Raw genomic sequence first — 24029 nt, forward strand, 5'->3', positions numbered from 1 at the left:
ATCTCGGAAAACTGGCCATGAGCGGAAAACTAGTTCTCGATATGGCGCGTGAGCAACTGGGTCACGCCGTCAAACACCTGGACCTCGACGAAGGTCTTCACGCCGTACTCCAACGCCCCAAGCGGGCCCTGATCGTCAACTTCCCGGTCGTCATGGACGACGGGCGAGTGGAAGTGTACGAAGGCTATCGCGTTCAGCACAACACCTCGCGCGGTCCCACCAAGGGCGGCATCCGCTATCACCAAGACGTGGACGTCGAAGAGACGACCGCGTTGGCCATGTGGATGACCTGGAAGTGCGCCGTGGCCAACCTGCCTTACGGCGGGGCCAAAGGCTCGGTCAAGGTGGACACCAAAACGCTTTCTCCGCGTGAACTCGAAAAGCTTACGCGCCGCTTCGCCACCGAAATCAACATCGTCATTGGCGAGCGCGGCGACATTCCCGCCCCGGATATCGGCACCAACGCTCAAGTCATGGCGTGGATCATGGACACTGTTTCCATGCAAGCCGGCTACACCGTCCCGGGCGTCGTCACCGGTAAGCCGGTGGATCTCGGCGGCTCGGAAGGTCGCGTCGAAGCCACGGGCCGCGGCGTGATCGTCGCCGCCAGCGAAGCGTTGAAGGCCCAAAGCAAGCAGTGGGAAGGCACGAAGGTTGTGGTGCAAGGCTTTGGTAACGTTGGCTCGGTCGCCGCGCTCCTTGCCGAACGCGAAGGCGCCACGATCGTGGGAGTTAGCGATGCGCGCGGTGCGATCTACAACGCCAAGGGCCTGCCGATTCGCGAACTCTACGATCGCTACTCCGGCAAGGATGGCGGCATCAAGGAATTCAAGGATTGCGACCAGATTTCGAACGAAGAACTGCTTGAACTGGATTGCGACGTGCTGATTCCGGCGGCAATTGCGCAGCAATTGCACAAGGACAACGCGAATAAGGTGAAGGCAACGATCATCGCCGAAGGCGCGAACGGCCCGACCACCACCGAAGCGGACGCGATCTTCCACGACAAGGGAATTCAGGTGATTCCGGACATTCTCGCCAATGCGGGCGGTGTCATCGTCAGCTACTTCGAGTGGGTGCAAGACCTGCAAAACTTCTTCTGGGAAGAGGAAGAGATCAACAACAAGCTCACCCGCATCATGAAGCGCGCCTACGGTGATGTGGCCCGCACCGCGGCCGAGCACAAGACCGACATGCGCACGGCGGCGCTCATCATCGCGGTTCGTCGCGTGGCCGACGCCACCGTTCGACGCGGCATCTTCCCGTAAGCCAGGCCGAAGACACGAAAAAGACCCGAGGGCAACCGCTCTCGGGTCATTTTTTGTTTTAGCGCAGGTCGCTGAGCGCGAAGCTGAGGACCTCGATGTCCTCTTTCTGCCGCGCGACGATCACGTAAGCGCGTCCATCGCGGATGAGCACATTCGGGTAGCTGTAGTCGCCGGACTTGTGCTTGCCGGGCCAGTTGATGCGGTGCGGTTCGTCCGAGACCACCCAGTGTCGGTCGAACCGGAACCCGTCGCGGCTGGTCGAAAACACGAGCGGATTGCGCTTGCCGACGTTGAGGTCGGGGCAGCCGCAATAGAACCAGCGGCTCTCATCGAGGCGACCAAACTGGAACTTGGCGTCGTTGTCGGTGAAGTCGCTCGCGTGCGGTCGCGACCAGCTGGTGCCGCGGTCGGTGCTCACGCTCTGCCACAAAAATCCGTTGTAGTCTTGGCCCGTCGCGCGGAAGTAGCTGACCAACTGGCCGTCGGCGAGCTCTACCACCGACGCCTCGCAAAGGTCGGCCGCCGACTGCGATTGGCGACGCACTTGCCAAAAGGTCCACGGGTTGTCCTCTTCGGCAAAGCTCGGCGCGATGCTACTCCAGCGCCAACCGGCGAGCCCCGTCGGATCATCGGTAAACGGCATCGCGAAGTTGCCCGCCAAAATCAGTCGTCCGCTGGCCAGGCGCAAGGCGTTTTGATTGCTGCACAGCTTCGGACCCAGCGGCAACGGGCGCGACCAGTGCAGCCCATCTTTGGTGACCTTGGCGTAGAGTTTGGTGTCGGCGACATCCTCGTTGTAGTCGGAATACAACGCCACCAAGCCGTGTGGCGAGACGAAGAATCCGCCCGCCGTCAGCACTCGTTTGCCGAACGGCTCGGCGAGCACCCGCGGCTCGGTCCACTCGGTGCCGTTGCCCGAAGTCGCGACCAGAACCCGTTGCCCGACCTCGTCTTCGTCGCGTTGGCCGTTGGACCACATCGCCACGAACGTGCCTTCCCACTCGGTAATGAACGGGTGATTGTTGTACGTCCAAGTCTGGTGCGGGCGGTAAAGCGTGGTGCGCACCAACGGCAGGCGCGCGTGCGTGCCCTCGCGATACGACCGATTTGAGGCCGTACTTGGCTGCCAAGTGAGCTGAATTGCGGGTTCTGCCATCCGTTGCCGTACCTTGCTTCAAGGGTTTTATGCCATACTTACCGCTCGTCTTCGGACAAATGTGAAACTTATGAGTGAAGAAACCACTACGACGCAGGCTAATCCCGAAGCCGCCTCGATTCCCGGTGGTGAACACGGGAAACGAATCCTGGACAAGGATTCGCTTGGCGCGATCACCGGCGACCGACCTATCCGCAAGCGCGGACGCAAGAAGGTCAGCTACCTGACCATGAACAAGATTCATCACGTCGACTACAAGGACGTGAACTTGCTCAAGCGATTCTTGAACGAGCACGGCAAGATCGTGCCGACGAAGATTAGCGGCAACACGGCCAAGCAGCAACGCATGATCACCATCGCGATCAAGCGCGCTCGCGAAATGGCACTGCTGCCGTTCGTGATCAACGAATTCAACTCCGATCGCTTTACGCGACCGAAGCGCGAAGGCGGACGACGCGACGAAGAAAATTCGCATCGCGACTAATCCACCTCGACAACAAGGATAATAAGAGAGGCATTGCCCGCGCGGTAATGCCTCTTTTCCATTGGCCATGAGCACCCACGTCCCGGTATTGCAAGTCGCGATCGACGCCCGGACGGGTGGCGCCGAGGCGACTTACACCTACCGCGACCCGGGCGGCTACGTGGTGGGTCAGGCGGCGTTGGTGCCGCTCGGCACGCGGCAAGTGGTTGGTTTTGTGGTCGAGCAGCTTTCTCGCCCCGCCGAAGATCTGGAGTTTCCGGTCACGAGTCTGCGCTCACCGGTGGCCGCCATCGCCGACGTCGTGCTTCCTGACCCCGTGATGAAGATGGTGGACTTCATCACCAAGGAGTATCTGTGTTCGACCAGCGCGGCGCTCATCGCGGCGGTGCCGCCGGGCCTCAAAGATCGCCTGGTGACGACTTGGGAACTGGGCGATCTCAACCAGAACACCGCCAAGCTCACGCCCAGCCAAAGCGAAACTCTTCGTGTGATGGTCGCCCAAGGCGGCAAGATTTTGGACCGCAAGTCGGCGCCGCTGACGAGCCCGGTCAAGAAGACGCTGCGCAACTTGCGCGACCTCGGCATGGTTCGCGAAACCCTTTCGCTGGTGCTCGCGGCGGAGAAGCATCGCCTTTCGCAGAAGCTGCAACTGACCCCGGACACCGGCAAAATCGAGGCGTTCCTCGCTGGCTCGGGCAAGCGTCGTCCGGCGCAAGTGCACTTGCTCATGACGATGCAAGGCGCGGAATCCACGACGTTTGAAGCGCACGAAATCAAGACGATGTCGGGGGCGACCGACCAAACAATCAAGGGCTTGATGACCGCCGGACTGCTGGTTGAGGTGGAGGAGTTGGAGCCGATTCCGCCGCCTCCTCCCACGCCAAACCCCCAGCAAGCGATCGCGATTGAAGAGATCATCGGCGCGGTGCGCGAGCATCGCCCGGACACCTATCTGCTGTACGGCGTCACCGGCAGCGGCAAAACCGAGGTGTTTTTGCGCACCGCCAGCGAGGCGATTCGCACCGGACGGCAGGTGCTCTATCTGGTGCCGGAAATCAGCCTGACGCCGCAAGTGATCGGCAAACTGCGCGAGCGATTCGGCAAGTCGGTGGCGGTCATGCACAGCAACATGACGCCGACCGAGCGCCTGCAAAGCTGGTTTCGCGCGCGCAGCGGCGAGGCCGCGGTGGTGCTGGGAGCGCGGAGTGCCCTGTTTGCGCCGCTCGAGAATGTCGGTCTCATTATTCTGGACGAAGAGCACGAGCCGAGCTATAAGCAGGAATCGGCCCCGCGCTACAACACCCGCACGGTGGCGCAGTTTTTGGGGCGGGTTCACCAGTGCCCGGTCGTGCTAGGTTCGGCCACGCCGAGTCTGGAAAGCGCCTACGCGGCCGAAGTCGGCGACTACAAGTTGCTCACGCTGCCATACCGCACCGCTGAAGCCCAGCTTCCGCACGTACAGATTGTCGACTTGACGCTGATGTACGCCGAGAAGAAAGCGGCAGTGTTTAGCGATGAGCTGCAGGAAGAATTGATCGCGACGATGACGCGCGGCGACCAGGCGATTCTCTTCCTGAATCGCCGCGCCTACGCGCCGTTTTTGCAATGCCGGCATTGCGGGCACACGTTCCAGTGCGTTCACTGCTCGGTCTCGCTGAGCTACCACCAGCGGGCGAACTTGCTGAAGTGCCACCACTGCGACTACCGCGAACATGTTCCGGAATCGTGCCCTCAATGCGGCGGGACTAAGGTTGGGCCGTTTGGCATCGGCACCGAACGCGTGGAGGAGGCCGTTCGCGAACTGCTCGGCAACGCGCGAGTCGCGCGGCTCGATCGCGACGTGGTGCAACGCAAGGGAAGCCTGGAGGAGATTCTCGCGAACTTCCGCACCGGCGAAATTGACGTGCTCGTCGGCACGCAAATGGTCGCCAAAGGGCTGGACTTCCCGCGCGTAACTCTGGTGGGCGTGATCGCCGCCGACACTTCGCTGAACATGCCGGACTTCCGCGCGAGCGAACGCACCTTCCAATTGCTCTCGCAAGTGGCGGGTCGGGCGGGGCGTGGCCAGCATCCGGGCCGGGTGATTATCCAAACATTTAGCCCGAACCACCCGGCGATTCAACGCGCGGCGGACCACGACTTTCACGGCCTTTATAAGCAGCTGATCGCCGAGCGCGACGACGCGAACTACCCGCCGTTCTGCGACTTGGTCAACATCACGTTCACCAGCTCCGACCTGAGCGAGGCCAACCTGCTGGCCTCGCGGGTGGTGACGCAGCTTCAAACCTACGTGGATGGCATCGAAGTGAAGGGGCCGGTGGAGTGCGCGCTCGCCAAGCTGCGCGACGTTCACCGGGTTCACGCCTTGGTGAAAATGCCGCGCGAAATGCCCAAGTGGTTCATCACCGATGCGCTCAGCGGGATTGATGTGCCGAGCGGCGCGAGCATCACCATCGATGTCGATCCGTACAGCATGATTTAACGAAACCGCGCCAAAAGGGTAGACGTAGAGTAACATACTCTCATGGCCAGCAGCATCGTTCAATACGACTCTACATTCCAACTGAGCGACGCTTTTGTGCCCAAAGGCGATCAGGAAGGAGCGATTTCTGGATTGCTCGACGGCCTAGATTCGGGATTTCGTTACCAGACTTTGCTGGGTGCCACCGGAACGGGGAAGACGTTTACCATGGCGAGCATGATCGCCCGGAGCAATCGCCCGGCCCTCATCATCGCGCACAACAAAACCCTGGCCGCGCAGCTTTGCCAAGAGTTTCGTTCGTTCTTCCGCGACAACTCGGTTCAGTACTTTATCAGCTATTACGACTACTACCAGCCGGAAGCCTATGTGCCGGGTTCGGACCTTTACATCGAGAAGGATTCGAGCGTGAACGAAGAAATTGAGCGGCTGCGCCACGCGGCGACTCAATCGCTGATGGAGCGGCGCGATGTCGTGATCATCGCCTCGGTTTCGTGCATCTACGGGCTGGGCTCGCCGGATACTTACGCCGAGAACGTGATTACCTTTGAGAAAGGCGCGCAGTTCGACCTCGATGCGGCCTTGCAGCAACTCGTACGGATGTACTTTACGCGCAACGAGATGGTGCTGGAGCGAGGCGCGTTTCGGGTGCGCGGCGACACGCTGGAGATTCAACCGAAGGACGAGGAACTGGTCACGCGGATCGAGTTTTTCGGCGACACCATCGAGCGCATTCGCCTGGTGGATCCGTTGACGCAGCACGTGATTGACGAGCCGACCAAGTGTTCGGTTTTCCCGGCGACCCACTACGTCACGCCGTTTGAGCGCATCGAATCGGTGGTGGCGCAGATTGAGGAGGACGCCCAGCGGCAAGTGGATTTCTTCCGCGCCAACGACAAACTGCTCGAGGCTCAGCGCTTGCGCCAGCGCGTGGATTTTGACCTCGAAATGATTCGCGAGGTGGGTTACTGCAACGGCATTGAGAACTACAGCAGCTACTTCGATGGCCGCGCCCCGGGCACTCCGCCGTACACTTTGCTCGACTTCTTGCCCAGCGATTCGATCGTGTTTATTGATGAATCGCACGTCACGATTCCGCAGATTCGGGCGATGTACAACGGCGACCGCCAACGCAAGTCGGTGCTGGTGGATTACGGATTCCGGCTCCCGAGCGCCTTGGACAATCGTCCGTTGCAGTTCGACGAGTTTCTGGAGCGCGCCCCGCAAATCGTTTTCGTGAGTGCGACTCCCGGCCCGTTTGAGCGCGACAACAGCAGCGCGACGGTGCAGCAGATTATCCGCCCGACCTACCTGCTCGATCCTCCAGTTACCGTGGTGCCGACGAAGGGGCAGATTGACCACTTGCTCAAAGAGATTCAGGCCACGATCGCCAAGGGCGAGCGCGTCTTGGTGACCACGCTGACCAAGCGGATGGCCGAGGATTTGACCCGCTACATGCAGGAAATTGACATCAAAGTCAACTACATCCACTCGGAAGTCCACTCACTGGAGCGGCCTGAAGTACTCCGCGATCTGCGGCTCGGGCGCTACGATGTCGTGGTTGGCGTCAACCTCCTGCGGGAAGGTTTGGACTTGCCGGAGGTGTCGCTCGTGGCGATTCTCGACGCCGACAAGGAAGGCTTCCTGCGTAGCGGAACCTCGCTGATTCAGACCATTGGTCGCGCCGCGCGGAACGTCAACGGTCGGGTGCTGATGTACGCCGACAACATGACCGACTCGATGAAGTTTGCCATCGAAGAAACGGAGCGCCGCCGCGCGATCCAAATGGAATACAACGAGAAAAACGGGGTGGAGCCGACGACCGTGCACAAGAAGGTGCACGAAACAGTGCGCAGTTACGACGCCGTCGCCGAGGTGATTTCGCAGTACGACGAAGAGGCCATGGCCAAGATCGGCGGCGACGATTCGCCAATTCGCGTGGAAGATATTCCGCTCCTCATCGCCTCGCTAGAAAAGGAAATGAAGGACCTCGCTAAGTCCATGGAGTTCGAACGCGCGGCCGGTGTCCGCGACGAGATCGTGCGGCTGCGCGAGATCATCGGGGTGAGCGGCGGCGCGATCGGTCAGGACAAGCGCAAGCGTCCTGACATGGTTAGGAAACGAATGAAGTAAGCGGCTGCCGCAGGCGAAGTTCGCCTTGGTAAACCGTCTGCGCATCGCCCGCTAGGGTTAGTGGGCTATCCCAAGACTCGGCCGAAACGGTCACCGCGCCGCCCGGATTCTCGACCCGCACCGCGCCGCCGCGCCCTTCGCGGCGCAGATAAGCGACCGCCGCCGCGGTTGATCCGGTGCCACAGCCAAGGGTCTCGCCGACGCCGCGCTCCCAAATGCGGATGCGCAGGTGGTCGCCCGCCATGACTTGCGTCCACATCACGCTCGTGCGTTCGGGGAACCATTCGTGGTTTTCGATGATCGGGCTGTAGCGCAAGAATGTCGCGTCGTCCGGCAGCTCGTTGACAAAAATGATCGTGTGCGTGCTGCCAGTGCTGAGCGCGGAGAGCGCGAATTCGCGGTCGTCAACCGTTTGGTTAACATCCCAGACTTCTTCGTCGAGCACGGTTGGCACGTCGCGCGGAGCGAACGAGGCGGCGGGCAACTCCACTTGGATATTGCCAGGCTCGTAGGTGCACCGGACTTGTCGCTCCATTTGTTCCACCACGAACGAGCGGTTACTATCCATATGGTTAACAGCATAGTTCACCGCGCACCGCAGACCGTTGCCGCAGAAGTCCTCGGTGCCGTCGGCGTTGAACATCCGAAGCTGAGCGAAGTTCGGCGTCAACACATCGAGCACGAGCATGCCGTCGGCGCCGATGCCGTATCGGCGCTCGCAGGCTTCAATGGCGAGGGTCGCGAGATCGAAATCTACAACGTCGGCGGCTTGGAATAACACAAAGTCATTCCCAATCGCCTGAACTTTGGCAAAGGGGACGCTCATCGGAGGAATTCAAGAGAGTACTCGGCTCGGGCCATCACCTGCCGGAACCATTCACCATTTGGTGAAACAACGGGGAACCACCAAGCCGAGGGCCGCAGGCTCGCCTGCGTTAGCCCCTTGGTGACAATGCGCGCGTCGCGAATCATGCCAACGCGTTTGATCTCGGCTTCCAGTTCAAGGTTCTGATAAAGGTCTTTCGCCTCACGCACGTCGGCGCTCGCCACCAGGGCGTTTTGCTCGGCGAGCAAGGCTTGCCACTTTGCGGTCAGGTCGCGAATCTCGTCGTCGGTCTTTTTCAGGGATGCGGTGAATTCTTCCCGCCGCGTCCAATCGGCATCGGTGGGTGTGCGCTCGAAAATCTTCTCACGCCAGTGCTCGCCCTTGGCGTGCTCGGTGGCGTTGCGCGTGGCTTTGGCCGTCCGAATCTCGGTCGTCAACTCGCGGCGGCGGGTTCGCAGCCTCTTGATCTCTTCGTGCAAGCGACCCATGTGCCCGCGCGCTTCTTCGTAATCCTGCTCCAAGCGCGCCCATGCGCCGATTCGCTGCGAAGCAAGATATCGGATGAACTCCATGCTGCTCGGACGGCGCGCGATTTCGGCCAAGAGCTCGGTTTGCGCTTGTTGCACGTCGGGCAACCGCGCGGCAAACGAGGCGGCGCACAGTTCATCCACACCAAAGGCGCGGGCCAGGGGGCTCGGCAACCTCAGCCAGGTCGGCACCGCTCCAATCGCCTCCCAAGTCGGATACTTCACGCGCAGGATGGGGTGCAGCGGCACTGTCCAACCCATCTCGCCGAGCGCCTGATGCAGCCGTCGCGAGTGCCGAACGTAGCCGCTCGCGCCCTCGTGGAACATGAACACGAACTCGCTGGCGAGCATGCCAATCAGCGTCACGGCCTTGCCAATGAGCGTGCACTCCTCACCAAATTTGCGCTCAATGAGGGCGGCCAGCTCGGCCACGCTCCGCACCTGGGTTTTGGTCGAGATGAAGAGCGGTTTCGGCGTCATGATGATCACCGCACGGGGGGCGATCCGCAGGGTGCCGCGGCCATGACCGGGAACGGCCAACTCAAAGGGGATCGCCCAGGAGCCGAAGCGCGAAACTGGGTAAATCTCGGTTCCCTGCACCACTTGGTTGTATGCCTGGTTCGCCTCCGGATGGGCCAGGAAGAAGTCGACGAGACTAAATCGGGGAAGTTGTGCGGTCTGGGAGTTGATCCGCAGAAGCTGAGTGGTGCGCGAGACGGTCGCGGTTTGGCGTCCACCCACGTGGCGATGGAGCGCCGGAAGAAGGTTTTCGTAGTAGTCGGCCAGCGTGCGGACCGGCGGCTCGGAGACATCGCAGCTCAGGGCGATCAGGTCGTGGGCCACCGTTTCCGCACGCTCGTTACACTGTCCCGGCAGACACATGAGCGTATCCTCGACCATGCGTTTGAACGTGTTGCGGAGCGGATCGAGCAGCGGCCCGAGCGGAGTTTCGCTGGTAATGGCCTGGTGGTCGTCGGTCGCCACCACGCCGCGCCAGCCGAAAGCTTCGGTGGCTTGGTCCAGCATCGAGGGTCGCGACCGCAAGAGCTTGCCGAGCTTGGCCCCGTGTTGGGTTAAGAACTCCCGCGTGACGACAGTTTCGGAGCCGAACAGGCTGCTGAACTCGCCCGCCGCACTCCAAAGGTCGCGCGTCGTGGTGTCGTTGTGCGGCAACGCGACATAGCGATCGCGGCTCGATTTGGAAGCACCGACCAACTTGGCGAAGTAGTCGGTGTCGTGGACGCCGGCCACGAGCGACCGCGCGAAACCGAGGTCGGCTGCTTGGTCGGCTACGCCGATCTTCAGCGGCTCATCCCAAAATGCGGTTTGCCCGAGGGCAAGGAAGGGAATATCGCTGGGAACCAAGCGCGCGAGTTCGCCCAAAACTGCAGCTTGGGTGTCGCGGTTGGCCATAACAGTGGTTCTACGCCCGCCGACGGGCGATGTGTCTCTAGGACTTTGCTTTTTCCAGGACGGCTTGCGCCACTAGCACGCTGGGGACTTCGGCGTACTGCGAAAGGCGCTCAATGACGCGGGCAAAATTGCGCTCGTCGAGGTCGCTGGTGACCGGATTTTCCTTCAGCGCGGTGACAATCAGGTCCACCGCATCCGAGTAAAAGCGGGCCCGATTTTGCGGCAATGATTTATTTTCGACCTGCGCGTTGCGGCGGGACAGGCCTTCGAACACGCTATCCCACGTGGTTTTGGCTTCGAGTTCAGCGCGAGCCCGAGTGATCGCTTGCTCTTGGAGTTTGCGCGCCTCTTGCTCCTTGCGCTTGGTCATTTCCCAATCGCCTTCGGTGGTGCCATCAATCACGCGGCACTCGATGGGGCGACCCATTTGCTGCGTGAGCATGCGCTCAATCAACAGCTTGGTGGCGTGCATTTTAAGGTGGCCACTCAGGTCGCTAAACCCGTGGGGAAGACCGAGAACAAACTTGTTCTCTTCGAGCGCGACCGGCTCGGCGGCGTTCAGCGCGGTCCAAACCCCCACGCCGGTTACGCCGTTCCGTACTTCGGGAAGGACGGTCTGCCAAATTGTCGCCAAGTCGCTCATTGCGGTTCCCCTATTATGGCCGCAAGCGGCAGGGTCGTGAACCCCATCATGCGGTTGCGGATTGCGAAATTTCTTTGTGTAGGTTTTGGGGCGGGTACCCTTGGTCACAACCTGATGAAAACGATCACCGAGATCATGGAGTACTTGCCCCATCGCTACCCGATGTTGCTGGTGGACCGCATTCTGGAATTCGAGCCGGGCAAGCGGGTCAAGGGCCTCAAAAACGTGACCATGAACGAGGAGTTTTTCCAGGGTCACTACCCTGGGCGCCCCATCATGCCGGGTGTTCTCATTATCGAGGCGATGGCCCAAGCCGGCGCGGTGATTCTGCTCGCCGACCCCACTTATCAGGGCCGAATCCCGGTGATTGGCGCCATTGATAACGTCAAGTTTAAGCGTCAAATCGTACCGGGCGACCAGCTCATCAGCGAAATCGAATTGCTCTGGATCAAAAGCGGCATTGGCCGCATCAAGTGTGAGGGCCGCGTGGATGAGGAACTCGCCGTCAGCCTAGAGCTTACGTTCAAGCTCGTGGAGATTTCGGCTTGACCACGATCCACCCCACCGCCGTGGTGGACCCCAAGGCCGAACTCGGCGAGGGCGTCGTTGTTGGCCCGTTTAGCTATGTCGAGGCGGGGGCGGTGCTCGGCGACGGTTGCCGCTTGGATAGCCACGTCACGGTGAAGCTCAACACCACGCTCGGCGCGCGCAACTTTATGGGGCAGGGCGCGGTCATTGGTGGCGACCCGCAAGATCGTAAGTTCAAAGGCGAGCCCACGTTCCTTAAGATCGGGGACGACAACACGTTCCGCGAGTTCGTGACGATTCACCGCGCGACCGGCGAGGGCAACACCACGATCGTCGGCAACAACTGCTTTCTCATGGCGTTCTGCCACCTGGGCCACAACTGTGTGCTGCACGACGACGTGACGATGGCCAACAACGCCGGCTGTTCGGGGCACGTGACGGTCGAGCGGCTCGTGACGATCGGCGGAATGACCGGCGTGCACCAATTCGTCCGCATTGGCCAAGTCGCGATGGTCGGCGGAATGAGCCGGATTGTAAAGGATGTGCCTCCGTTTATGATCGTGAAAGGCGACAACGAGGTGCAAGACATCAATGCGGTGGGCTTGCGCCGCATCGGCATCACGAGCGAATCGCGGATGGCGCTGCACAAGGCGGCCAAGTTCATTTTCAAGTCCCAACTCGGACTGACGCACGCGTTGGAAGTCGTGCGTCGCGAGGTCAAAAACACCGACGAAGTAGAAACGCTCATCGCGTTTATGGAGCGGCTTTTTAAGGGCAAGAACGGTCGCGGCGACCAGCCGTGAGCCGGTTTTTGTTCAGCGCCGGTGAGGCGAGCGGCGACGCTTATGCCGCCGCGCTGGCCGAACGCATTCTCGCCGCCGACCCTTCGGCGAAAATCGCCGGTATGGGCGGACGTCGGCTCGGAGCGGTGGGTCGGTTGGTGGCCGATTCCTCGCGTTATGGCGCCATGGGCATCATCGAGGCCGCGCTGGTCGCGCCGCGGGTGATTCGCGGTCGCAACGCCATGCTGCGCGAACTCAAGTCGGGCGAGCCCGGCGTTTTCGTTCCGATTGACTTTGGTTTTGTGAACGTCAAACTAACCGCGGCCGCCAAGGCGCGGGGTTGGCGCGTGCTTTACTTTGTGCCGCCCGGAAGTTGGCGACGTCGCGACCCGAATCCGCAACTCGGGCAAGTGAGCCACGAGATTGTGACGCCGTTCCCGTGGTCGGCCGAAGCGTTTGCTCGCCAAGGCGTGAGCGCGCACTGGTTTGGGCATCCGCTTGTCGAGATGCTCGCCCAAACTCCGACTCCACCCGAGCGCGCCGGAATCGCCCTTTTGCCGGGCAGCCGCGAACATGAACTCGCCTACAATCTGCCGATCTTGGCTCGGGTCGTGCGCGAGGTAGGCATGCCCGCCGAGATCGCGGTCGCCAGCAGCCTCGACCCCAAAGTTGTGCAACAGATTTGGCGACAAGCGGTCGGCGATCATCCGGTGACTCTGACCCAAAACGACACGAGTGGCGTCCTCAAGCGGGCGGTCGCGGCCCTGGTGTGTAGCGGCACCGCGACCCTGGAGGCGGCGCTCTGCGACACGCCCTGCGTGGTGGTGTATCGCGGATCCAAGCTCATGGAGATTGAGTACAGAATCCGCAAACCCAAGTTCGACTTCATCAGCCTGCCCAACATCTTGTTGCAGCGCGGTCTGCTGCCGGAACTCATTCAGCACGCCGCGACCGAGGAGCGGATTCTCCAGGAGCTGCGAGACATCGTGCCCGGCGGCAACCAGCGCGCCGCGCAACTGGCGGGTTTTGCCGAGCTTCGCGAGGCGTGCGGACCGCCGAATGCGATCACAAAAACCGCCGAACTTGCGCTCCAGATGGCGCGGAAGGTATCCTCCTAGCATCATGATTTAAGGAGGTCTAGTTTCTTGACGAACATGTTCTCGCTTCGCGAGGGCTCGTCAACAACTCCTGTCTGGACCTTCTTGGGCAACTCCGCTTGCCCGAATTTCCCGACCTTGACGTACCTTACTAGGAGGATTTTCTATGCCTGGACAACAGGAAAAAGTTGAAGACAAGGTGTTTCTTGTCTATGTAAATGAGGATGCCGCGGACGACGAAATCGTCGAAGCGGAGTTAGAGGGCCTTTGCGAGAGCGCGAACCTGAAGGTTGTGGGTTCCATGCGTCAGCGCGTGGATCGCCCGACCACGGCGACGTACCTCGGCTCGGGCAAGGTGATTGAACTCGCCGCGCACGTCGCCGACGCCAAGCCCGACCTCGTGATTTTTGATTGCGAGCTCAGCGGGGTGCAGGGCCGTAATGTGCAAGAGGGCATCAAATGCCCGCTCGTGGATCGCACTCAGCTGATTCTCGACATCTTCGCTCGTCGCGCCCGCACCAAAGAAGGGATGCTCCAGGTGGAACTGGCTCAGCTCAGCTATCTGAAGCCGCGCCTGATGAGCGTCTACACCAAGTTCGAACGGCAAAAGGGCGGCATTGGGATGCGCGGCCCGGGGGAAACCAAGTTGGAATCCGACCGCCGAATGGTGGACGACAAGATCGCTCGCCTGAAGCGCGACATCGAGGAAGTGCGCAAGCAGCGCGCCAGCCAACGGTTGCAGCGGCGGAAATATCCGTTCCCGTTCGCCACGATCGTCGGCTATACGAGTGCGGGGAAGTCCACTTTGATGAACCGCTTGTGTGGCACCGAGCTGCTCGCCGACGCGATGCCGTTTGCCACGCTCGACCCGACGACTCGCAAGGTGGAGTTGCCGGACGGCTACTCGCTGTTCCTCACCGATACGGTCGGGTTTATTCGGAACCTGCCGACGCACTTGGTCGCGGCGTTCCGCGCCACCTTGGAGGAAATCGCCTACTCGGACATTCTCCTCCACGTGATCGACCTGAGCGCCGAAGATTGGGAAGTTCAGCGCGACGCGGTGGACGAAACCTTGGCCATGATCGGCATCGAAGATCAACCAATTCTGATGGTGTTCAACAAGATTGACGCGCTGCCGGACCGAGCCGAACTCAGCATGTTGGTGGCGAGCTATCCGAACAGCGTGGCGCTTTCGGCGAAAACCGGCGAAGGCGTGACCGACCTGATGGCGACGCTCAAGAAGATGGTGCAGGATCACCTCGGCTGGGTCCGCGCGCTGGTGCCGTACGACAAGAGCAGCCTCATCGATCAGTGCTATCAATATGGCCGTGTGCATCAGGTGGACTATCGCGACGACGGCATCTTTGTGATGGCCGAATTGGTGCGCGAAATGCGCGGTTTGCTGGCGCCCTACACAATTAATGTGGAGACAAACGCCGGAGTTGCCGAGTAGAAATAGTTGGAACCAATGGAGGAGTTCGGGTATTACCGTACTTGAGGGACTCCTCCTAGAAACCTAGGTGAAACATATGAAGAAGATTCTTGCTCCGACTTTGATTGCCGGCTTGGCCATGGCTGCCTTTGCTGGTGTGAACTCCGGCCTCGCGAAGGGCGAAAGCGTTTCCGCTTTCCACCCCTACCACGTGAGCGGACCGCTGGCCAACAGCAGCAGCTGCTTCCCCTGCACCTTCAAGAACCGTCCGCAGGTTCAAGTTTGGGTGAATGGCGACGACATGGGTAACGTGGCGACCATCGCCAAGACCCTGGAAGCCGCCGTTTCCAATAACAGCAAGGCCGAATTCAAGGCCATGGTTGTTTTCGTGACCAGCGACGTGGACGCCACCAAGAAGACCGTGGCCGAAATCGCCAAGAAGACCGGTTACAAGAACATCGCCATGTCGGTTCTCAGCAAGGACGACAGCGCGGTGAAGGCGTACAAGTTCAACGTCAGCAGCGACGTGAAGAACACCGTTTTCGCCTACAAGAATTGGAAGGTCGAAAACAAGATGGTCAATCTGAAGGCCGACAAGGCGGGCATCAGCGCCCTCTCGACCGCCATCAGCGACCTCGTTAAGTAAGGTTCGTTCTTACGAACTTCAACCCGCTCCTCGGCCACTCGTCGAGGAGCTTTTCTTATCTTAGGTTCAGGACTTTCGGCAAGTAGTGCATCCCGGTGTATACTTGGCGCGTTAACCGCTTGGTTCAAACAACAATATGAAGCGCTTTTTTCGATGGCTAAAGGCCCTTTTCAACCGGGGCATGGACAAACTGGAAGATCCAGAAATCATGCTCGATCAGGCCAAACGCGACATGCAAGAGGCGCTGATTCAGAACCGCGAAAAGGCGGTGCAGGCGATCGCCCAGCGCAACCGCTTGCAGGCAATGTACGACGAGCAGGTCCGCAAGGCCGCGCAACTGGAGAATCAGGCTGCCGCTGCGCTGAAGCAAGGCAACCGCGATTTGGCCCGCAACTTTATTCGCGAAAAGGCAACCACGGATGCCTCGCTTGAATCGCTGAAGCCGACGCTCGCCGCCGCCACCGAAACGGTGGAGCAGGTGAAGATCGCCATTAAGCGCCAAGAGGAAGAAATCCGCAAGAAGGTTGCTGAGGCGCTTGCGCTCAAGGCCCAGTGGAAGACCGCGCAGATTCAGTCGAGCATCACCAAGGCGCTCGACGGCCTGACGTTCGAAAACGAGTACGAAGGCTCCTTTGCCGCGGCGCGCGATCGCATTAAGGATAAGCAGGCGGAGGCGTCTGCCCGTCAGGAAATGTTTGGCCAAAGCGTGCAAGGCAAGATCATGGCGATGGAAGACGCCGCCATGGACCTGACCGCCGACGCCGAACTCGCCAAGCTGGAAGAGCGACTCGGGCTCGCCACTCCGGCGGCCGCCACGACCGAAGTTCCGGCGGCGACCACCGACGTGGATTCGCAACTGGACGAGCTCGAAAAGCGACTAAACCAGGGTCAATAATTAGCGCCGCCGCAGTTTCACCTGCAGCGCGGTGTAACCATCAATCTCGAAATGCTCGATGCGCAAGGTCTTCTTGCCATCGAGCTTGATTGTTTTGCGGAAGTTGGTCGGGCCCTGATAGCGCCACTCGTCCATGATCATGTCGTCGTCGAGCCACACCCGCACACCGTCGTCCGCGGTCACGCTGAGCTCCACCTCGCCGCCGATTTTGCTGACATCGGCGGTGGCGACGGTCGCGAAGTAGTCGCTGGGAACGCCCTCGGTCGGAGCGCCGTTGGTGCCTAGCCAGAGCCGATCAAGCTTTACGGTCTTGAGCGGGGTTGCGCCTAGGACGCGGCGGAATGCAGCGGTCGCCGTTCGCGGATCGCTATCCTTATCCCAGCGGAAAAACTGCACATCCCAGGGCAGCGCGACTGAGCCTTCGCGGAAGCGCACTTCGGCTTCTTCCGTACGAATCGTGAAGTCCATTTTCGCCCACTGGTCTTCGGTCGCGGAAAACTTGATTAACTCGGGCTTGTTGCCGGCGGCTTTCACGGGCGGTCCACCAGCCTGGCGCACGAGGTTCCACGGCGCGGCGTTGCCCAGCAGTTCGATAGTGTGCTGCGCGCCGCGCTTGGGGCGGGCGACGATCGTGGTCGCGCTGGTGGCCACCGGCCCCCACTCGCCCACCACCATCACTCGGCGCCCGCGCGGCCCCGCGAGTTTGGGCACCTCGGCCTTCACCTTGAGCTTGGTCGCGAGGTCCTTCGCTTCCGGCGAGGCGAGCAGCGTCCGGAACTCGGCAAGGGGACGATCCCATCGACGGTCGTACACCTTGCGCTCTTCCCAACTCATGCCGAGGGGGTCGAGGTCGGTTCCGTTTTTGTCGGAGTAGGCAAGAATCGGCAGCGAACTCGTTTGCCAATCGTTGGTGCCGCCCGGCAGATTCTGGATGCTCTCGGTGGGCAAGCCGCGCCCGGCGTTGCCGCGCATGGTTGAGCTGGAATCCGCCGTGGCTTTGAGGACTTGCCCAGCGCTGGCGAACTGGTTCTGCAGAATCTGCGCGCCGGTGGTGAGGCTCAACGATAGCGCGGCCCCGGCGATCTCTTCAAACCGGTTCGTCGCAATGTTGGCGTCGCGGCTGCGGCAGTCGCGCTTTTTGGCGTATCCCCAATCGGCGGGCAAGGCCGCTTTCGCCCACAGGACCACGCCTTCGGCGTCGCGCCAAAAGCTGTTGCCGGCAATGCGGTTGTCCTGTCCGTGTTCAATCGCGATGGCCTGCCCGTTGTACGCGAAAATGTTGCCGGAGATCAGGCTGTCGTAGCTAAACCCGCCCCACACGCCATGCCAGCACTCCATCACCAAGTTGCCGACAAACTGGTTGCGGCTGAACGTGGCTTCGATTCCGTTGGTCGGCGCGTGGCTAAAGTCGTTGTAGGCAAAGATGTTGTCGTTGCAGCCGCCTTCGCCCGAATCCATGGTCGTTTGGCCAGCCCAAAGGAACAGCCCGTCGCCGCTGTGCGTGACCGAGTTGAACGCCACGGTGTTCTCGTTGCACTGCTCAAACAAGAGAATGCCCGCACTATCCTGACCGCGATTGTAGATGCCATGCGAGTAGCCGCGCAGGTTGAAATCCACCCGATTGTTGGCGATGACCGACTCCGAAGTTCGGTACAAAGCGATGCCGACGCCGCTGTTGCGGGAGAAGTCGGAACCCGTGACCCGAGCTTGCCGCACACGCGAGAGCATCAGTCCGTTCAGTGATTCCGTGACGGAGCACCCCTCAATCGTCACATTGTCGGCGGTGTCGATGACGACCCCCGCCCCCTTTTCGAGCCATTCCCCCTTTTCGTTTTGGTGGTAGCTCATCCAATCGCTCAGGTCCTCCGCCTCGGGCGTGCTCAGCAGGCGCGGCTTGTAGAGGTCGGTGAGGTGGCAGTTGATCAGCTTTAGCCCGGGCGCGTTCTTGGCGAGCAAACCGACCCGATACCCCGAGAGCTTGAGGTTCTTAATGGTCACGTTCTTGCCGATCACCTCAATTCCAAGCCCCGTGGCTTGCTCTTTTTCGAGCCCGCTGGTGAGTGACTGGCCGCCGAAGTCGATCGACAAGTTATTGCCGCGAATGCGAATGGCCGGTTTGTCCACGCTGGAGCTCACTAGCTTGCCTTCGGGGAGTTTCACCCGTTGCGAGGTGGTGATCTCGATGGTTTGGGCAGCCGCGAGGGCGGGCAACACGAGAAGCGCAGAAACGGCGCGGAGCATAGGTACTACTATAACGTCTGGCCGAGCGCGCCGACCATCGCGTGCCACGGCAAGGTGACGCATTTGACGCGCATGGGATATTGACGAATGTCCAGCAGGTCGTTCAAATCACCCAGGTCAGCGGGCTCGGGGCTGGTCATCGCATCGCGGATCGTAGCCGCCAACTCAATCGCCTGCTCGGTGGAGAGGTGCAGAATTCGGGTCGCCATAATCGAGGCACTCGCCGTGCAGATGGCGCAGGCCTCGCCGTCGGTCCGGCAATCTTGAATCACCCCCTCTTTTATTGACAAGTCAACCGTCACCGTGTCCTGGCATAGCGGGTTGGTCACCGTCATGGTGTGGGCCGGGTGGGGAAGTCGCCCGCGAAGACGCGGTGAGCGACCGTGATCAACCAAAAGGTTAAGATCGGGGTCCATCACTCCGTCCAGCTGAAGGCGCAACCGCTGGTGAGGCGTTCGGGAGCCTTATCCCAGTTCAACCGGGGTGCCGAGAACTCGCCGATTTCGCCCAGGCGCGCCACGGTTTGCGCCATCACGTCGGCGCTCACACCCGGTTCAATCTTCGATATTGAACCATTTGGTGAAATCACGGCGAAGTACACACCGTTGCGTATTTTCAGAGCCCGCATGAGGGTTTGCAGGGGGTCGGCCAGCACCGGGTAGCCCGTTTCGTTCGCCTTCACCCACTTCTTGGCTTTGTCCAGCGGACCGTCGGCCACGCCGATGACGCGGATGGGCATCCCCGCCTTCGCCAAGTCACGAAACAGGGGGTTCGAATCCACGCAGCAGGGGCACTCCAGGTTCACGAAGTAGAGGACCGTGGGAATTTTGACGAGATCAGCGTTGGTTACCACCGTTCCGTCGGTGGATCGCAAGCGAAACTCCGGCAGCTTCTTCGCGGACATCGCCTCGGCTTCCGCGCTCATTTCGCGCGTCACGGGGTGTATCTTGCTCGGGTCGATCTTGGCGTTTGCCGGGTCTAAACTAGGGTGGATCGGCGGCGGCGGGGCCTGACAGCCCGCGAGCAGGGTCAGGGGAAAAATCGCGGCTAGCCAAGGGCGACGCGCCATGCCAAAAGCGTACCTGGAACCGACCTTTTCCGTTCGCCGTTGAACCGTGTAGCGGACCAACTCCGTAGTAACAACATGAGCGAGAACTACCAATTTTTGCGCCAGATCGTGGACCCGCGCGATCTTAAGAAGTTCAGCGATAAAGAATTGCTCGAAGTCGCTCAGGAAGTGAGGCAGGGAATCATCGAGCGGGTGAGCCAAACCGGTGGCCACTTTAGCTCGAATCTCGGCACCGTTGAACTCACGGTCGCCATGTACGCGGCGTACGACGTGCCTCCCGACAAGGTCGTTTGGGACACCGGCCACCAGGCATATCCGCACAAAATGCTGACCGGCCGCTTCGATCGATTTGACACCCTGCGCAAGCATCGCGGCTTGAGCGGATTCTTGAAGCGCGACGAGCACGAGTGCGACGTGTTCGGGGCCGGACACGCCGGCACGGCCATCTCCGCGGCTCTCGGTTTTGCCGTCGCTCGCGATCAGCTAGGTAGTCAAGAGCGCGTGATCGCGGTAACCGGCGACGCCGCGATTGTCAGTGGCATGAGCTGGGAAGCGTTGAACCACGCCGGCGACCTCGGCACCGATCTCTGCGTGGTGCTGAACGATAACCGCATGAGCATTGCGCCGAACGTCGGCGCGCTTACCAACTACTTTACGCGGCTTCGCTCGCGCCCCATGGTGCAGGATTTTGCGCAGCGGGCCAAGCGCGTGGTGGAGCGCATGCCCAGCCCCATGACGCGGTTCGCCGCGGGCGTTCGCCACGGCATCACCCACTACTTTGCGCCCGAAGAAACTGGCACGATTTTTGAGGAGTTTGGCTTCGAATACATCGGTCCGGTTGACGGTCACGATTTGCCGACTCTGCTCGAGATTTTCCGCAACGTCCGCGAACTCAAAGGGCCGCTGTTTGTGCATGCTCTCACGGTCAAGGGTAAGGGCTACGAGGTGGCGGAGGAGGACGCCCGCAAATGGCACGGCGTCACCCCGTTTGATGCCGTGAGCGCCGAGATGGTGAAGCCGAGCGGGCCTGTCACCTTCACTCAGGCGTTCGGCGAGGCGGCCTGCGAGCTCGCTGCCGAAGACGAAAAGATCGTCGCGATCACCGCGGCCATGCCCGATGGAACCGGCCTTACCGGATTCGGGAAGCAGTTTCCCGAACGGTATTACGACACCGGCATTGCCGAGCAACACGCGGTCACCTTTGCCGCCGCCTTGGCGGCGGGCGGTCTCAAGCCGTTCTGCGCAATTTATTCGACCTTTTTGCAGCGCGGTTTCGACCAAGTCCTCCACGACGTTTGCATCCAAAATCTGCCGGTGCGCTTCTTCTTGGATCGCGCGGGACTGGTCGGCGACGACGGCCCGACTCACCATGGCGCGTTCGATTTGAGTTTCCTCTCGTGCATTCCGAACCTGGTGATCGCGGCGCCGCGCGACACCACCGAGCTTCGCGAGATGATGCGTTACTGCGCCAACTATGACCAGCATCCGATTGCCGTGCGCTACCCAAGAGGCGCGAGCGACGACCGCCTGCCGGAGAGCCGCACGCCGATTCAGCATGGCCGCGCGGAGGTGCTGGGCTCGCCATCCAATCGCACACCTCAGGTGACGTTGGTCGCCATTGGTAGCATGGTCGAAGTGGCTTGGGAAGCCGCGAATCGGGCCGCCGAGCTCGGAATCGGGGTCGAGGTCATCAACGCTCGCTTCGTCCGACCGCTGGACTCCGCCACGATTCTGCAGCATGGGCGCGTCACGGGTCGCATCATCACGCTCGAAGAGAATGTTCGCACGGGCGGCTTCGGGCAGCAGGTGCTGGACGCCGTTCACGCCGCCGAACCGCGGATTGCGGTGGAGATCATCTCGCTTCCGGACGAGTTTATCGAGCACGGGACGCAGCCGATCATTCGGCATGGAGCCGGGATCAGCGCCGAAGCGGTACTGAGCCGTATTCAGGGCATGCTCGCAACTCGGCTTGGGTAGGCTTTCGAGCATGATCCATGCTCCACTCGCCCGGCCCGGCCAGCAACTGCGCGACCTCATGGCGCAGGGCATTGTCGTGATGCCCGGGGCGTTCTCCGCGCTTTCGGCTCTGGCCGCCGCCAAGCAGGGTGCGCAAGCGGTTTACCTGAGCGGGGGCGCGATCACCAATAACCTTCTGGGCCTGCCCGATATCGCCCTGACCACGCTCAACGAAATGGCAGGCGTGGCGGCGCAGGCGTGCCAAGCCGCGCCGGTGCCCATGATCTGCGATGCCGATACCGGTTTCGGTGAGACGTGGAACGTGGTTCGCACGGTGATTGAGATGGAGCGGGCGGGCCTCGCCGGCATCCATTTGGAAGACCAAGTCAGCCCCAAGCGGTGTGGCCACCTCGATGGCAAGGATGTGATTGCGCGGGATGCCATGGTCAGCAAAGTGCGCGCGGCGGTGGAAGCGAAGCGCGACTCAAGTTTCTTAATCATCGCCCGGACGGACGCCCGGAATGTCGAGGGATTGGAGGCCGCGGTTGATCGTGCAAACGCTTACGCAGATGCGGGCGCCGACGCCATTTTCCCCGAAGGCCTCCACGACGAAGCCGAGTTTGCCGCGTTTCGCGAGCGGGTCAAAGTGCCCCTGCTGGCCAACATGACCGAGTTCGGCAAGACCCCGCTGATTCCCGCCGCGCGGTTTGGTGAGCTCGGCTACAACATGGTGATCTTCCCGGTCACCGCGCTGCGCGTGATGCTCAAGGCGATCGAGGAGTTTTACGCGGATCTGCTCGCGACCGGCACGCAGGCGGGTTGGATTGATCAGATGCGGACCCGCAAAGAGCTTTACGCCACGATTGACTATGCCGAATATGAGTCCACCGACGCCGCGTGGGCTAAACTTGCGGACAAATGATCTTTCCCATTGCCTTTGTCGAACCCGTGCTGGAGGTGAAGAGTCTCCAACTGCTCTACTTCATTGCGCCAACCGACCGCAAGGTGCTTCCGAACGAAGAAAGCGATAAGCTTCAGTCTGAACACTTGAACAATTTGCAGCGGCTTTGGGGCGAGCGGAAGGTCCTGGTGTGCGGTCCATTTGGCGATAACGCGGCCATCCGCGGCCTCTGCATCATGGATGTTGGATCGGCCAAAAACGCCGAAAAGATTATGGAGGCCGACGCTTGGGTCGGCAAAGGTCAGCTGCTTGCGCAAGCGGTTGCGCTGGAAGGAAATGCCGCCGAGTTCGTGAAGGTTGATGGCCTTTTCGAGATGCGCGAGTATTGGTTCGTCACCGCCAAGCCAGCCAAGAAAAAGCCGAGTGACCGCGATCAAGCGGTGGCCGATCGATTGCGCCTCAGTTGGGCGGCCCGCGGCGACCTGCTGTTCTGGGGCAAGACCAAGGGCCGCGACGCTCGCACCGTGCTGATCTTCCGCAAGATGCCGCAGGAAGAAGTTGCGCAAGCGGTTGCGCAACTGCCATTGGGCGAGGCCGAGTTCCGTCCGTGGTGGACGGCCAAGGGCCAGTTCCGCAGCGAAACGCGTTAAGCCTTGGTCCGCTCGATAAACGCGTAGGCGTTGTGGGCGTGGATCGATTCGTGGTTCTCCACCTCGATGGAGTACTTCGAAATCCGCGCATCGGCATCAAACCTAAGTGCAACTTCCCGGACCATGTCTTCTACAAATCGGGGGTTGTCGTAGGCTTGCTCGGTCACAAACTTCTCGTCCGGCCGCTTCAGCACCGGATACAGTGGGGCCGACCCGGCTTCCTCAATCATTTCGATAATCTCTTCCAGCCAAACGTGGTCGTGAGTGCCGACCACCACTCGAACGTAGCCGCGCTGGTTGTGCGCGCCATACTCGGCGATCTCCTTGCTGCACGGGCAGAGCGTGGTGACCGGAACTTCCAGCACCATCTCGAAATCGGTTGAGCCGTTTTGCGTGGCGCGGAAGCCGCAGTTGTACTGCATCATGCCGGCCTGACCCGTCACTGGCGCCTTCTTTTCCATAAAGAACGGGAAGGAAACTTCCATGTGGGCCGAGGCGGCGTTCAGCCGCTCGCGCAGAGTTTGCAGCATCGCCGGAATCGCCTTCACGGAAATCTCGTGCGAGTACTCGTTGAGCACCAGCAGAAAGCGGCTCATGTGGGTGCCTTTAAACTCCTTGGGTAGGTCCACCGTCAGCTGGAAATTGCCAACGCTTCGTTGGGTTCCGGCGGCTCGATCGAGCACCGAAATGGGATACATCACGTTGCGCACGCCAACTTTGTCGATGGCGATGTTCCGCTCGTCGGCGGAGTTCTGCATGTCGGGCAGCGTCGAAGTCGTTTCCATGGAAGGTCCAGTCATTGTCCCTTGTTCTACGCGATTTCGCCCCGCCCTGATTGAAAAACAGAAAAATGCGACCGGCCCAAGGGGGCCGATCGCATTCTCGTCAGGAGCTCGAAAGGAG

The 24029-nt window shown here is 60.8% G+C and carries 21 protein-coding genes; 13 read left to right on the top strand and 8 right to left on the bottom strand.

What is annotated here, in order from left to right:
* The first annotated feature begins 17 nt into the window (after positions 1 to 17).
* The gene (locus JNJ45_01210) at positions 18 to 1268 is read left to right on the top strand and encodes a Glu/Leu/Phe/Val dehydrogenase (GenBank protein MBL8047276.1); all 1251 of its coding nucleotides are present in this window, start codon (positions 18 to 20) and stop codon (positions 1266 to 1268) included.
* 58 nt (positions 1269 to 1326) lie between these two features.
* Here the strand turns inward: JNJ45_01210 and JNJ45_01215 are convergent, their stop codons facing one another.
* On the bottom strand, positions 1327 to 2424 hold the full coding sequence (locus tag JNJ45_01215) for an exo-alpha-sialidase (protein MBL8047277.1): 1098 nt from the start codon (positions 2422 to 2424) through the stop codon (positions 1327 to 1329).
* Between the two features lie 70 nt (positions 2425 to 2494).
* Here JNJ45_01215 and JNJ45_01220 point away from each other — a divergent pair, with 70 nt between their 5' ends.
* The 3 genes from JNJ45_01220 to uvrB all read left to right on the top strand — a co-directional run bounded on the left by JNJ45_01220 (position 2495) and on the right by uvrB (position 7520).
* Entirely contained in the window at positions 2495 to 2908 is a 414-nt protein-coding gene (locus tag JNJ45_01220; GenBank protein ID MBL8047278.1) for a 30S ribosomal protein S18, read from the top strand.
* Positions 2909 to 2975: 67 nt separating this feature from the next.
* A complete protein-coding gene (gene priA, locus JNJ45_01225) occupies positions 2976 to 5390 on the top strand; it encodes a primosomal protein N' (protein MBL8047279.1) in 2415 nt (804 codons plus the stop codon).
* Between the two features lie 42 nt (positions 5391 to 5432).
* Complete coding sequence (gene uvrB / locus JNJ45_01230; GenBank protein MBL8047280.1) at positions 5433 to 7520, top strand: excinuclease ABC subunit UvrB; 2088 nt, start codon at positions 5433 to 5435, stop codon at positions 7518 to 7520.
* Here the strand turns inward: uvrB and dapF are convergent.
* From dapF to JNJ45_01245, 3 genes are read right to left on the bottom strand one after another with little or no spacing between them, the layout of a single operon-like run.
* Positions 7501 to 8346 (bottom strand): diaminopimelate epimerase, encoded by an 846-nt coding sequence (gene dapF, locus JNJ45_01235; GenBank protein ID MBL8047281.1) that lies wholly within the window; start codon positions 8344 to 8346, stop codon positions 7501 to 7503. The two genes, uvrB and dapF, sit on opposite strands and share 20 nt — an antisense overlap.
* Positions 8343 to 10286: a hypothetical protein gene (locus JNJ45_01240; GenBank protein ID MBL8047282.1), complete on the bottom strand. Its 1944-nt coding sequence runs from the start codon at positions 10284 to 10286 to the stop codon at positions 8343 to 8345. The genes dapF and JNJ45_01240 overlap by 4 nt, the downstream gene beginning before the upstream one ends.
* 37 nt (positions 10287 to 10323) lie before the next feature.
* Complete coding sequence (locus JNJ45_01245) at positions 10324 to 10929, bottom strand: hypothetical protein (protein MBL8047283.1); 606 nt, start codon at positions 10927 to 10929, stop codon at positions 10324 to 10326.
* A 114-nt stretch (positions 10930 to 11043) separates the two neighbouring features.
* On the opposite strand from JNJ45_01245, the gene fabZ reads away from it, so the two are divergent.
* The 6 genes from fabZ (at position 11044) to JNJ45_01275 (ending at position 16309) form a co-directional block, all read left to right on the top strand.
* On the top strand, positions 11044 to 11478 hold the full coding sequence (fabZ, locus tag JNJ45_01250; GenBank protein MBL8047284.1) for a 3-hydroxyacyl-ACP dehydratase FabZ: 435 nt from the start codon (positions 11044 to 11046) through the stop codon (positions 11476 to 11478).
* Positions 11475 to 12260 (top strand): acyl-ACP--UDP-N-acetylglucosamine O-acyltransferase, encoded by a 786-nt coding sequence (gene lpxA, locus JNJ45_01255; protein MBL8047285.1) that lies wholly within the window; start codon positions 11475 to 11477, stop codon positions 12258 to 12260. Before fabZ ends, lpxA begins: the two co-directional genes overlap by 4 nt.
* Complete coding sequence (locus JNJ45_01260) at positions 12257 to 13357, top strand: hypothetical protein (GenBank protein ID MBL8047286.1); 1101 nt, start codon at positions 12257 to 12259, stop codon at positions 13355 to 13357. The genes lpxA and JNJ45_01260 overlap by 4 nt, the downstream gene beginning before the upstream one ends.
* 145 nt (positions 13358 to 13502) lie before the next feature.
* A complete protein-coding gene (gene hflX, locus JNJ45_01265; GenBank protein MBL8047287.1) occupies positions 13503 to 14789 on the top strand; it encodes a GTPase HflX in 1287 nt (428 codons plus the stop codon).
* 76 nt (positions 14790 to 14865) lie between these two features.
* Entirely contained in the window at positions 14866 to 15414 is a 549-nt protein-coding gene (locus JNJ45_01270) for a hypothetical protein (protein MBL8047288.1), read from the top strand.
* A 136-nt stretch (positions 15415 to 15550) separates the two neighbouring features.
* Positions 15551 to 16309 carry a PspA/IM30 family protein gene (locus JNJ45_01275; protein ID MBL8047289.1) on the top strand — a complete coding sequence of 253 codons (759 nt, stop codon included), beginning with the start codon at positions 15551 to 15553 and terminating at the stop codon, positions 16307 to 16309.
* Here JNJ45_01275 and JNJ45_01280 read toward each other — a convergent pair whose 3' ends face one another.
* The 3 genes from JNJ45_01280 to JNJ45_01290 are packed head-to-tail and all read right to left on the bottom strand — an operon-like array spanning position 16310 to position 19619.
* Positions 16310 to 18550, bottom strand: a complete 2241-nt coding sequence (locus JNJ45_01280) for a right-handed parallel beta-helix repeat-containing protein (protein MBL8047290.1) — start codon at positions 18548 to 18550, stop codon at positions 16310 to 16312.
* Positions 18551 to 18558: 8 nt separating this feature from the next.
* The gene (locus JNJ45_01285; GenBank protein ID MBL8047291.1) at positions 18559 to 18966 is read right to left on the bottom strand and encodes an SUF system NifU family Fe-S cluster assembly protein; all 408 of its coding nucleotides are present in this window, start codon (positions 18964 to 18966) and stop codon (positions 18559 to 18561) included.
* On the bottom strand, positions 18966 to 19619 hold the full coding sequence (locus tag JNJ45_01290; GenBank protein ID MBL8047292.1) for a redoxin domain-containing protein: 654 nt from the start codon (positions 19617 to 19619) through the stop codon (positions 18966 to 18968). Before JNJ45_01290 ends, JNJ45_01285 begins: the two co-directional genes overlap by 1 nt.
* A gap of 75 nt (positions 19620 to 19694) precedes the next feature.
* Between JNJ45_01290 and JNJ45_01295 the strand changes: the two genes are divergently transcribed.
* Genes JNJ45_01295 through JNJ45_01305 form a run of 3 tightly spaced genes read left to right on the top strand, consistent with a single transcriptional unit; the run spans position 19695 to position 23126 of the window.
* A complete protein-coding gene (locus JNJ45_01295) occupies positions 19695 to 21596 on the top strand; it encodes a 1-deoxy-D-xylulose-5-phosphate synthase (protein ID MBL8047293.1) in 1902 nt (633 codons plus the stop codon).
* A gap of 10 nt (positions 21597 to 21606) precedes the next feature.
* Positions 21607 to 22497 carry a methylisocitrate lyase gene (prpB, locus tag JNJ45_01300; protein ID MBL8047294.1) on the top strand — a complete coding sequence of 297 codons (891 nt, stop codon included), beginning with the start codon at positions 21607 to 21609 and terminating at the stop codon, positions 22495 to 22497.
* A complete protein-coding gene (locus JNJ45_01305) occupies positions 22494 to 23126 on the top strand; it encodes a hypothetical protein (protein ID MBL8047295.1) in 633 nt (210 codons plus the stop codon). The genes prpB and JNJ45_01305 overlap by 4 nt, the downstream gene beginning before the upstream one ends.
* Here JNJ45_01305 and JNJ45_01310 read toward each other — a convergent pair.
* Entirely contained in the window at positions 23123 to 23911 is a 789-nt protein-coding gene (locus JNJ45_01310) for a GTP cyclohydrolase I FolE2 (GenBank protein ID MBL8047296.1), read from the bottom strand. The genes JNJ45_01305 and JNJ45_01310 overlap by 4 nt on opposite strands.
* Positions 23912 to 24029: the final 118 nt, after the last annotated feature.

The sequence above is a fragment of the Chthonomonas sp. genome, assembly GCA_016788425.1.
Lineage (GTDB): Bacteria > Armatimonadota > Fimbriimonadia > Fimbriimonadales > Fimbriimonadaceae > JAEURQ01.